The organism is Pseudomonas sp. SDO55104_S430 (genome assembly GCF_054070595.1).
Genome location: NZ_JBSVXG010000195.1, coordinates 1 through 10,994, shown reverse-complemented (window position 1 = coordinate 10,994; position 10,994 = coordinate 1). Strand labels below are relative to the sequence as shown.

Annotated in this window: 13 protein-coding genes and 1 tRNA gene; all 14 read left to right on the top strand. The window is 58.6% G+C overall.

All coding sequences use genetic code 11. From position 1 onward, the window contains the following. The first annotated feature begins 99 nt into the window (after positions 1-99). The 14 genes from ruvC (at position 100) to nadA (ending at position 10,911) form a co-directional block, all read left to right on the top strand. A complete protein-coding gene (gene ruvC, locus ACW9JE_RS24290) occupies positions 100-624 on the top strand; it encodes a crossover junction endodeoxyribonuclease RuvC (protein WP_110964618.1) in 525 nt (174 codons plus the stop codon). A 111-nt stretch (positions 625-735) separates the two neighbouring features. After that, on the top strand, positions 736-1,344 hold the full coding sequence (gene ruvA / locus ACW9JE_RS24285) for a Holliday junction branch migration protein RuvA (protein WP_224537980.1): 609 nt from the start codon (positions 736-738) through the stop codon (positions 1,342-1,344). Then, positions 1,345-2,409 carry a Holliday junction branch migration DNA helicase RuvB gene (gene ruvB, locus ACW9JE_RS24280; protein ID WP_224537978.1) on the top strand — a complete coding sequence of 355 codons (1,065 nt, stop codon included), beginning with the start codon at positions 1,345-1,347 and terminating at the stop codon, positions 2,407-2,409. 126 nt (positions 2,410-2,535) lie between these two features. After that, the gene (gene ybgC, locus ACW9JE_RS24275) at positions 2,536-3,003 is read left to right on the top strand and encodes a tol-pal system-associated acyl-CoA thioesterase (RefSeq protein WP_224537976.1); all 468 of its coding nucleotides are present in this window, start codon (positions 2,536-2,538) and stop codon (positions 3,001-3,003) included. Then, positions 2,993-3,688 carry a protein TolQ gene (tolQ, locus tag ACW9JE_RS24270; RefSeq protein ID WP_224537974.1) on the top strand — a complete coding sequence of 232 codons (696 nt, stop codon included), beginning with the start codon at positions 2,993-2,995 and terminating at the stop codon, positions 3,686-3,688. Before ybgC ends, tolQ begins: the two co-directional genes overlap by 11 nt. A 23-nt stretch (positions 3,689-3,711) precedes the next feature. After that, positions 3,712-4,164, top strand: coding sequence for a protein TolR (tolR, locus tag ACW9JE_RS24265; protein WP_224537998.1), 453 nt, complete (start codon positions 3,712-3,714; stop codon positions 4,162-4,164). Next, complete coding sequence (gene tolA, locus ACW9JE_RS24260; RefSeq protein ID WP_224537973.1) at positions 4,164-5,243, top strand: cell envelope integrity protein TolA; 1,080 nt, start codon at positions 4,164-4,166, stop codon at positions 5,241-5,243. Before tolR ends, tolA begins: the two co-directional genes overlap by 1 nt. Before the next feature lie 17 nt (positions 5,244-5,260). Continuing rightward, positions 5,261-6,541: a Tol-Pal system beta propeller repeat protein TolB gene (gene tolB / locus ACW9JE_RS24255; RefSeq protein ID WP_457434175.1), complete on the top strand. Its 1,281-nt coding sequence runs from the start codon at positions 5,261-5,263 to the stop codon at positions 6,539-6,541. Between the two features lie 52 nt (positions 6,542-6,593). Next, positions 6,594-7,091: a peptidoglycan-associated lipoprotein Pal gene (gene pal / locus ACW9JE_RS24250; protein ID WP_003178634.1), complete on the top strand. Its 498-nt coding sequence runs from the start codon at positions 6,594-6,596 to the stop codon at positions 7,089-7,091. A gap of 6 nt (positions 7,092-7,097) precedes the next feature. After that, positions 7,098-7,934 carry a tol-pal system protein YbgF gene (gene ybgF, locus ACW9JE_RS24245; protein ID WP_457434174.1) on the top strand — a complete coding sequence of 279 codons (837 nt, stop codon included), beginning with the start codon at positions 7,098-7,100 and terminating at the stop codon, positions 7,932-7,934. Between the two features lie 166 nt (positions 7,935-8,100). After that, a complete protein-coding gene (gene queE, locus ACW9JE_RS24240; RefSeq protein WP_175380499.1) occupies positions 8,101-8,748 on the top strand; it encodes a 7-carboxy-7-deazaguanine synthase QueE in 648 nt (215 codons plus the stop codon). Between the two features lies 1 nt (position 8,749). After that, positions 8,750-9,442, top strand: a complete 693-nt coding sequence (gene queC, locus ACW9JE_RS24235; RefSeq protein WP_224537968.1) for a 7-cyano-7-deazaguanine synthase QueC — start codon at positions 8,750-8,752, stop codon at positions 9,440-9,442. Between the two features lie 63 nt (positions 9,443-9,505). Beyond that, positions 9,506-9,581, top strand: a tRNA-Lys gene (locus tag ACW9JE_RS24230). A 271-nt stretch (positions 9,582-9,852) separates the two neighbouring features. Continuing rightward, positions 9,853-10,911, top strand: a complete 1,059-nt coding sequence (nadA, locus tag ACW9JE_RS24225; protein WP_457434173.1) for a quinolinate synthase NadA — start codon at positions 9,853-9,855, stop codon at positions 10,909-10,911. Positions 10,912-10,994: the final 83 nt, after the last annotated feature.

Sequence of the window (10,994 nt, the reverse complement as noted above, 5' to 3'; positions counted from 1 at the left end):
AATTTCGGTAACTGATACACCGCCTTCGCGAGCAAGCCCGCTCCCACATTTGTTATGTGTTGTACTTGGATATAGATAGTTCACGGACCCACAGGCGTTATGACTTTAATCCTTGGCATCGACCCCGGCTCCCGCATCACCGGTTACGGCGTGGTACGCGATACCGGTCGAGGCTGCGAATACGTGGCCTCCGGATGCATCCGCACCGGTGCTGGCGAGCTGCACGAACGTTTGCAGATCGTCTACCGTGGGGTGCGGGAGATCATTCAGACCTACAAACCCGTGACCATGGGCATCGAAAAAGTGTTTATGGCGCGCAATGCCGATTCCGCCCTGAAACTGGGGCAGGCCCGTGGTGCCGCTATCGTTGCCGGCGCGGAAGAAAGCCTGGAGATTGCCGAGTACACCGCGACCCAGGTCAAGCAGGCAGTGGTCGGCACCGGCGCCGCCAACAAGGAGCAGGTGCAGATGATGGTCATGCACATGCTCAAACTGACCAGTAAACCGCAGATCGACGCCTCCGACGCCCTGGCCATTGCCATTTGCCACGCTCACACCCGTTCCAGCCTGCTGCCTCATGGGCTGGGTGCGGCACGCAGTCGTGGCGGGCGCCTGCGTCTCTGATAGCATCGGCAGTCAATTTCATGGAATCAGGGATTTGCGCCTCGGCTGGCGCAGGACCCTCGCTCTGTCAGTCGCCGGCATCGCGCCGGCCAACGCTCAAGGATCTGTAACGTGATTGGACGCTTGCGCGGCACACTGGCTGAGAAACAGCCGCCGCACCTGATTCTGGATGTAAACGGTTTGGGCTATGAACTTGAAGTGCCCATGACCACGCTTTATCGCTTGCCGTCGGTCGGTGAACCGCTGACGCTGCACACCCATTTGGTCGTACGCGAAGACGCGCAGTTACTCTATGGCTTCGTCGGCAAGCGCGAGCGAGACTTTTTTCGCGAGTTGATCCGTCTTAATGGTGTGGGACCGAAACTGGCCCTGGCCCTGATGTCGAGTCTGGAAGTCGACGAACTGGTGCGCTGCGTGCAATCCCAGGACACCTCGGCGTTGACCAAGGTGCCGGGCGTAGGCAAGAAAACCGCCGAGCGCCTGTTGGTCGAACTCAAGGACCGCTTCAAGGCCTGGGAAGCCGTTCCGGCCATGTTCGCCCTGGTACCGAACCAGCCGGATGGTCCGGCGCCGGTCAATACCGCCGAGAACGATGCGGTCAGCGCGCTGATTTCCCTGGGTTACAAGCCGCAGGAAGCCAGCAAGGCGATTTCCGCGATCAAGGAGAAAGGTTTGAGCAGCGAAGACATGATTCGTCGTGCCCTGAAGGGAATGATCTAAGTGATTGAAGCTGATCGTCTGATTGCCGCCACAGGTGGTGGCCCCCGTGAGCGCGAGGAAGTCCAGGACCGGGCGATTCGCCCTGTCAGTCTGGCTGAATATATCGGCCAACCGACCGTTCGTGAGCAAATGGAGTTGTTCATCCAGGCGGCTCGTGGTCGCAACGAGTCCCTGGATCACACGCTGATTTTCGGTCCTCCGGGCTTGGGCAAGACCACCCTGGCCAACATCATCGCCCAGGAAATGGGCGTCTCGATCAAAAGCACCTCGGGTCCGGTTCTGGAGCGTCCAGGTGATCTGGCGGCGCTGCTGACCAATCTCGAACCTCACGATGTGCTGTTCATCGATGAAATCCATCGCCTCTCGCCAATTGTCGAAGAAGTGCTGTATCCGGCCATGGAAGACTTCCAGCTCGACATCATGATCGGCGAAGGCCCCGCCGCACGCTCGATCAAGCTCGATTTGCCGCCTTTCACCCTGGTCGGCGCGACCACGCGGGCGGGCATGCTGACCAACCCGTTGCGCGACCGTTTCGGGATCGTTCAGCGTCTGGAGTTCTACAGCAACGCCGACCTGTCGACGATCGTCAGTCGTTCGGCGGGCATTCTCGGCTTGCCGCTGGAGCCGGAAGGCGCCTTCGAAATCGCCCGTCGCGCCCGCGGCACGCCGCGGATCGCCAACCGTTTGCTGCGCCGGGTCCGGGACTTCGCCGAAGTTCGTGCCAAGGGCCACATCACCAAGCCAGTGGCCGACATGGCGCTGAACCTGCTGGATGTCGATGAGCGTGGCTTCGATCATCAGGACCGGCGTCTGCTGCTGACCATGATCGAGAAGTTCGATGGCGGACCGGTTGGCGTGGACAGCCTCGCCGCAGCCATCAGTGAAGAACGCCACACCATTGAAGATGTGCTCGAGCCCTATCTGATCCAGCAGGGCTACATCATGCGGACCCCGCGGGGGCGGGTAGTGACACGGCATGCTTATCTGCACTTCGGCTTAAACATTCCGTCACGATTGGGCGAAATGCCCGTTGTAGACGAGTTTCTCGATTCCGTGGACGATTAAATGAGTTTTGCGTGCTGAATTTTCGGGCATTGTGCTGTCCTAGGACCGTACTTTCGCGAGAAAGCCGCAGAACAATGAAAAACAGTTGCCTGCCGGATTGGCAACCCGAGGAGTAAGCACTAGAGTATGCGCGCGCAAAACGGGCTTGAGCCTTTCGCACATCGTTGTCGCGTTTATTACGAGGACACCGATGCGGGCGGCATCGTGTATTACGTTAATTACCTCAAGTTTATGGAACGGGCTCGAACCGAGCGGCTACGGGAGCTGGGCTTTGCCCAATCGCAGCTGGCAGGGGAGGACCTGTTGTTCGTCGTGCATTCCAGCGAAGCGCGCTACCACGCGCCGGCGCGACTGGATGACGAACTGCTGGTAAGCGCTGAAGTAATCGAATTGAACCGTGCCAGCCTGCGCTTCAAACAGCAGGTCAGGCGGGCCACGGATAACGTACTGCTCTGCGAAGGGCAGTTTCTGGTGGCCTGTGTGCGCACCAACAGCTTGAAACCCCGGGCCATTCCCGAAGCTCTACGAGCGGCCTTTGCCGACGTGAGCGGCGCGGGTACACACTCAACGCAGGAGATAAAGCGTGGAAGCTAACGTCGTCGACCATTCCTCCATGTGGAGCCTGGTCAGCAATGCCAGTATCGTGGTGCAACTGGTAATGCTGACCCTGGTAGCCGCATCGGTGACCTCATGGATCATGATCTTTCAGCGCAGCAACCTGCTGCGCGCCGGTCGACGCGCTCTTGAGAGTTTCGAAGAGCGTTTCTGGTCAGGCATCGACCTGTCCAAACTCTATCGTCAGGCAGGCAGCAACCCGGACCCGGATTCCGGTGTCGAGCAGATCTTCCGCGCCGGTTTCAAGGAATTCTCCCGTCTGCGCCAGCAGCCAGGCGTTGATCCTGAAGCAGTCATGGAAGGCGTTGCCCGTGCCATGCGCGTAGCGATCTCCCGCGAAGAAGAAAAGCTCGAACAGAGCCTGCCTTTCCTGGCCACCGTCGGTTCCGTCAGCCCGTACATCGGTCTGTTCGGTACCGTCTGGGGCATCATGAACTCCTTCCGTGGTCTGGCCACAGCCCAGCAAGCGACTCTGGCCACCGTAGCGCCAGGTATCGCCGAAGCCCTGATCGCTACGGCGATCGGTCTGTTCGCCGCTATTCCTGCCGTTATCGCCTATAACCGTTTCGCCGCTCGCAGCGAAACGCTGATCGGCCGTTACTACACCTTCGCCGACGAGTTCCAGGCGATCCTGCACCGCAAAGTGCACACCAGCGAAGACTGAGCAGGTAATTACCAATGGCTTTAATCGCTCGAGCGCGAAACAAGCGCAAGCCGGTCGCCGAGATGAACGTGGTGCCTTACATCGACGTGATGCTGGTGCTGCTGGTCATCTTCATGGTGACCGCGCCGATGCTCAATCAGGGCGTGAAAGTTGATCTGCCGAAGGTTTCCAGCGAAGCCTTGCCGCAGGACAACAACACTCAGGTCCTGACCATTTCGATCAAGGCTGACAAGACCTACTACTGGAACCTTGGCAGCGAAGTCGACACCGAGAAGCAGCAGGATCGCGCCATGACCCTGCCGCAAATGACTGATGCGGTCACCAAGATCATTCGCGTCGGCAACGAAGGCGGCAAGCGTACCCAGGTCTTCATTCGCGGCGACAAGAGCGTCGACTACGGTTCCGTCATGGGCGCCATGGGCGGGTTGCAGAAAGCCGGGGTCGGTAACGTTGGCTTGATTACCGAGGCGCCCTGATGCAGCAACAGCGAGAGCCGTCCGCCTCGGAAAGCTACTTCTGGCCTAGTGTCTGGGCGATTGGCTTGCACGTGCTGGTGTTCGGCATGCTGTTCGTCAGTTTTGCCTTCACACCGGAGCTGCCGCCGGCCAAGCCTATCGTTCAGGCAACCCTGTACCAGCTGAAATCGAAAAGTCAGGCAACCACCCAGACCAATCAGAAGATTGCGGGTGAGGCGAAGAAATCCGCCGCGCGCCAGACCGAAGTCGAGCAGATGGAGCAGAAGAAGATCGAGCAGGAAGCCGTGAAGGCTGCGGAACAAAAGAAAGAAGAAGCGGCTCAAAAGGCCGAGGAAGCCAAGAAGGCCGATGAGGCGAAGAAAGCGGACGAGGCGAAAAAGGCTGATGAAGCCAAGAAAGCCGACGACGCGAAGAAAGCCGCCGAAGCCAAGAAGGCAGAAGAGAAACAATTGGCTGATATAGCCAAGAAGAAAGCTGAAGAAGAAGCCAAGAAAGCTGCTGAAGAAGAGGCCAAGAAAGCGGCCGCTGAAGAAGCGAAGAAAAAGATCGTCGAAGACGCGAAGAAGAAAGCCGCGGAAGACGCCAAGAAGAAAGCTGAAGCTGAAGAGGCGAAGAAGAAAGTCGCCGATGAAGCGAAGAAGAAAGCTGCTGCCGATGCTGCGAAGAAGAAAGCGCAGGATGCGGCACGTAAATCCGCCGAAGACAAAAAGGCCCAGGCCTTGGCAGATTTGCTTTCCGACACGCCGCAGCGTCAGCAGGCCTTGGCCGATGAGCAGGGTGACGAAGTCGCCGGCAGTTTCGATGACCTGATCCGAGCACGTGCAGCAGAAGGCTGGGCCCGTCCACCTTCGGCCCGCAAAGGCATGACGGTCGTGTTGCAAATCGGCATGTTGCCTGACGGTACGGTGACTTCGGTCAGCGTGGCCAAGTCCAGCGGTGACGGTCCGTTTGACGCATCGGCTGTAGCGGCGGTGAAGAATATTGGACGTTTGACAGAAATGCAGGGAATGAAGCCGAGCGATTTCGCTCCGTATCGTTCGTTCAAGATGACATTTACACCTGAGGATCTAGCCTTGTGAGAAACCTTCTTCGAGGAATGCTGATCGCGATCTGCTGTATGGCAGGGTTGGCGATGGCGGATGAGAAAAACATTCTGGTTACCAGCGGCAGCGATCGGGCCACTCCGATCGCGGTTGTACCGTTCGGTTTCCAGGGCGGTAGCGTGCTGCCGGACGACATGGCGGAAATCATCGGTAACGACCTGCGCAACTCGGGTTATTACGCGCCGATTCCGAAGCAGAACATGATCAGCCAGCCAAGCCAGGCCAGCGAAATCATCTTCCGTGACTTCAAGGCACTGGGTGCCCAGTACGTCATGGTCGGCAGCATCGTTCCTGCGGGCGGTCGCCTGCAGGTTCAATACGCACTGTTCAACGTCGCGACCGAACAGCAAGTGCTGACCGGCAGCGTGTCGGGTGGTGTGGATCAGCTGCGTGACATGGCGCACTACATCTCCGACCAGTCGTTCGAAAAACTCACCGGCATCAAGGGTGCGTTTTCCACTCGCCTGCTGTACGTGACGGCCGAGCGCTTCTCCGAGAAGAACACTCGCTACACCCTGCAGCGTTCGGACTATGACGGTGCCCGCGCCGTGACCCTGCTGCAATCGCGCGAGCCGATCCTGTCGCCGCGTTTCGCACCGGACGGCAAGCGCATTGCCTACGTGTCGTTCGAGCAGAAGCGTCCGCGTATCTTCATGCAGAACATCGACACCGGTCGCCGTGAGCAACTGACCAACTTCGAAGGCCTGAATGGTGCGCCAGCCTGGTCGCCGGATGGCAGCCGCCTGGCATTCGTACTGTCCAAGGACGGTAACCCGGACATCTACGTGATGAACGTGGGTTCGCGCTCGATCACTCGTGTCACCAACGGTCCCGGCATCAACACCGAGCCGTTCTGGGGCAAGGACGGTTCGACCATCTACTTCACCTCCGACCGTGGCGGCAAGCCGCAGATCTATAAAACCAGCGTCGGTGGCGGTGGTGCGGAGCGTGTAACTTTCGTCGGTAACTACAACGCCAACCCTAAATTGTCGGCGGACGAAAAGACCCTGGTGATGATTCACCGCCAGGAAGGTTTCACCAATTTCAAAGTGGCGGCCCAGGATTTGCAGCGAGGCAGTGTAAAAATCCTCACTGATAGCACTCTGGACGAGTCGCCCACTGTTGCGCCCAACGGCACCATGGTAATCTACGCCACCCGCCAGCAGGGCCGGGGAGTCTTGATGCTCGTGTCCATCAATGGACGCGTAAGGCTCCCGCTTCCTACCGCACAAGGCGAAGTCAGAGAACCTTCCTGGTCCCCTTACCTGAACTGACGCGGCGCTTTACGTTTTACTTAACACACTGGGGTTCATTAGGAGTTTCACGATGGAAATGCTGAAGTTTGGTAAATTTGCTGCGCTGGCTCTGGCCATGGCTGTAGCTGTAGGTTGCTCGTCCAAAGGCGGCGACAATGCCGGTGAAGGCGCGGTAGATCCAAACGCTGGTTACGGCGCTAACACTGGTGCAGTTGACGGCTCCCTGAGCGAAGAAGCTGCTCTGCGCGCTATCACCACTTTCTACTTCGAATACGACAGCTCGGACCTGAAGCCAGAAGCCATGCGCGCTCTGGACGTTCACGCCAAAGACTTGAAAGCAAACGGCGCTCGCGTTGTTCTGGAAGGCAACACCGACGAACGTGGTACTCGTGAGTACAACATGGCACTGGGCGAGCGTCGTGCGAAAGCCGTTCAACGCTACCTGGTACTGCAAGGCGTTTCCCCAGCTCAGCTGGAACTGGTTTCCTACGGCGAAGAGCGTCCAGTTGCCACCGGCAACGACGAGCAGTCCTGGGCTCAAAACCGTCGCGTCGAACTGCGTAAGTAATTCGTCATGCGAACGTGCCGTCGTGCTGTAACTGTTCTGGCTCTCAGCCTCGCGTCGTTCTCGGCGTGGGCTGCGGTTCCTGTGGTCGATAATGACTCCGGCAATAGCGGGAGCAGTTATCCGCCTGCTGGTTACGGTACGAACGGCGCCTATGCCGGGACAGGGGCTGCGGCTCCTGTCTCGGCACAGGGCCAGCTGTTCAACCAGCTTCAGCAAATGCAGGAGCAGATCGAACGCCAACAAGGCGTGATCGAAGTTCTGCAAAATGATGTAGCGCGCATGAAGCAGGAAAACCTGGAGCGATACCAGGATCTTGATCGGCGCATAGGATCCGGCGTTGCACCAGCCGCGACTCCAGAGAATTCTTCTACCGGTGGCGATTTGAACGCCCCCGGTGCTGCAGCAGGTGCAGGCGCAGCCGCGGGGGCGGCAGCTCAGGCACCAGCAGCGAGCAGCGAACCGGCAGATCCGGCGAAGGAAAAGCTTTATTACGATGCTGCCTTCGACTTGATCAAAGCCAAGGATTTCGACAAGGCCAGCCAGGCTTTTGCCGCCTTCCTGCGCAAGTACCCAAACAGCCAGTACGCGGGCAATGCGCAGTACTGGTTGGGTGAAGTGAATTTGGCCAAAGGCGATCTGCAAGGTGCAGGTCAGGCATTTGCCAAGGTTTCGCAGCTGTATCCCAAGCACGCCAAAGTGCCTGATTCGCTGTACAAGCTTGCTGATGTAGAGCGTCGTCTTGGTCACACCGACCGGGTCAAAGGCATTCTGCAGCAGGTGGTGTCCCAGTATCCGGGGACTTCCGCCGCTCAGCTGGCACAGCGCGATCTGCAGCGCATGTAAGCTTGCCGGACCCGTTTTGAAGAAACCCGCGCTTGTCGCGGGTTTTTTCGTTAGAATTCACCCCCTTTTTCTGAAACACGCTTTTTGGGATCTACGCATTGCCGGGGTTCCATGAAGTGCCTGACGGAGGCGGACAGCCTGTTTAGCTGTTACGCCCGTGGCGAATATGCAAGACACATTGAGAATTACCGAAGTTTTCTACTCGTTGCAGGGTGAAACTCGGACCGCCGGCCTGCCCACGGTTTTTGTGCGCCTGACCGGTTGCCCGTTGCGTTGCCAATACTGCGACAGCGCCTACGCCTTCACTGGCGGCACCATTCGCACACTCGACGATATCCTCGAGCAGGTAGCCGGTTTTCGTCCGCGTTACGTGTGCGTCACCGGCGGCGAGCCTCTGGCTCAACCCAACGCCATTCCATTGCTAAAGCGGTTGTGCGACGCCGGTTACGAGGTCTCGCTGGAAACCAGCGGCTCGATCGATATCTCGGCCGTGGATCCTCGGGTCAGTCGCGTCGTCGACCTGAAGACGCCGGGCTCGAAAGAAGCCCATCGCAACCGTTACGAAAATATCGAACTGCTCACGCCCAACGACCAGGTGAAATTTGTCATCTGCTCGCGGGAAGACTATGAGTGGTCCGTTTCCAAGCTGATCCAGTACGGTCTTGAGCAACGTGCCGGCGAAGTTTTGTTCTCGCCGAGCCATCACGATCTCAATGCACGGGATCTGGCTGACTGGGTGGTGGCGGACAACCTGCCGGTGCGCCTGCAACTGCAGCTGCATAAATATCTTTGGAATGATGAGCCGGGGCGCTGAAATGACGGAACAACTGAACACTGCAGAAAAACGTGCGGTCATCCTGCTGTCCGGTGGCCTGGATTCGGCGACGGTCGTGGCCATGGCCCGCGCTCAGGGCTACAGCTGCTACACCATGAGTTTCGACTATGGTCAGCGCTCCCACGCCGAACTGTATGCCGCCGAGCGTGTGGCTCGGGATCTTGGGGTGGTCGAGCACAAGGTGATCGGCCTGAATCTGAACGGCATGGGCGGCTCGGCCCTGACCGACAGCAGCATCGATATCCCGGAAAATCCGGGCGAAGGCATTCCGGTCACTTACGTCCCGGCACGCAACACCGTGTTCCTGTCCCTGGCATTGGGTTGGGCGGAAGTGCTCGGTGCTCGCGACATCTTCATTGGCGTTAACGCCGTGGATTACTCCGGTTACCCGGACTGCCGTCCCGAGTTCATCGAGTCGTTCGAGCGTATGGCCAATCTGGCGACCAAGGCTGGCGTTGAGGGCAATGGTTTCCGTATCCAGGCACCGCTGCAAAACCTCAGCAAGGCGCAGATCATTCAGGAGGGAACGAAGCTTGGGGTCAACTACGGCCTGACCGTTTCCTGCTATCAGGCCGACGATGAAGGGCGTGCGTGCGGCAAGTGCGACAGCTGCCGACTGCGTGCGGAAGGCTTTGTTGCGGGCGGAATCAGCGACCCAACACCTTATTTTTGATTATTTTCAAAATAGGTGTTGAATAGTCCTTAAAAATCAGTATTATACGCGCCACCACACAGCGGGTCGTTAGCTCAGTTGGTAGAGCAGTTGGCTTTTAACCAATTGGTCGTAGGTTCGAATCCCACACGACCCACCATTTTCAAGCTGTTTTAAAAGTCTGGAAGGCCCACGCAAGTGAGGATTTCCGGATTTTTTTTTGCCCGCGATTTAACCCGGCCCTGCCTCCGGGGTGCACCATATGGCGCAGGTCAGAATCATCTTTTGCATCCGCCGGATATTCTGTAGCCTTGCGCATCTTCACGCTGTCCGTGCCTGATGAATACTCACTTTCCCGGCGGTACCCAGACGGGTCCGGAGCCGGGTGTATACTCGACTTTCGCGCGAATGCGCCTGCAGGTCTTGCGAACATGACGCAGATTTCCGAACGCCTTCTGGTTCAAGCCCACCTCGACGCCAAGCAGCCCAAGCCGCTGACGGCTGACGAGGAAGCCCGTTACCGTGCCGCCATCGCTGCCGAGCTCAAGGCTCAGGACGCGGTGCTGGTTGCCCACTTCTATTGCGATCCGGTCATCCAGGCTCTGGCCGAAGAAACCGGTGGCTGCGTCTCCGACTCCCTGGAGATGGCCCGTTTCGGTAACGCTCACCCGGCCAAGACCGTGGTGGTTGCCGGGGTCAAGTTCATGGGTGAGACCGCCAAGATTCTCAACCCTGAAAAACGCATTCTGATGCCGACGCTCGAGGCGACGTGCTCGCTGGATCTGGGTTGCCCGGTCGACGAGTTCTCCGCGTTCTGCGATCAGCATCCCGAGCGCACGGTGGTGGTGTATGCCAACACCTCCGCGGCGGTCAAAGCCCGGGCCGACTGGGTGGTGACGTCCAGCTGCGCACTGGAGATCGTCGAAAGCCTGATGGATAACGGCGAAACGATCATCTGGGGCCCGGACAAGCACCTGGGCACCTACATCCAGCGCCAGACCGGTGCCGACATGCTGTTGTGGGACGGTGCCTGCATCGTTCACGAGGAGTTCAAGTCCAAGCAGCTCGAAGACATGAAGGCGCTGTATCCCGATGCGGCGATCCTCGTGCATCCGGAGTCGCCGACCTCGGTGATCGAGCTGGCGGACGCCGTCGGTTCCACCAGTCAGTTGATCGCGGCGGCGCAGACCTTGCCGAACAAGACCCTGATCGTGGCGACCGACCGCGGCATCTTCTACAAGATGCAGCAGCTGTGCCCGGACAAGGTGTTTATCGAGGCGCCAACCGCCGGCAACGGCGCGGCATGCCGCAGTTGCGCGCATTGCCCGTGGATGGCGATGAACACCCTTGAGCGCACGCTCAAGAGCTTGAAAGAGGGGGCGAACGAGATCTTTGTCGATCCGGCGCTGATTCCTCAGGCGATCCGGCCGCTGAAGCGGATGCTGGATTTCACCCAGGCTGCGCGGATGAAGCTGGCCGGTAACGCCTGAGGCTTCACAGGCAAACACAAAAAATAACTGTGGGAGCGAGCCTGCTCGCGATGCGGACTGTCAGTCAATATTGATGTGACTGA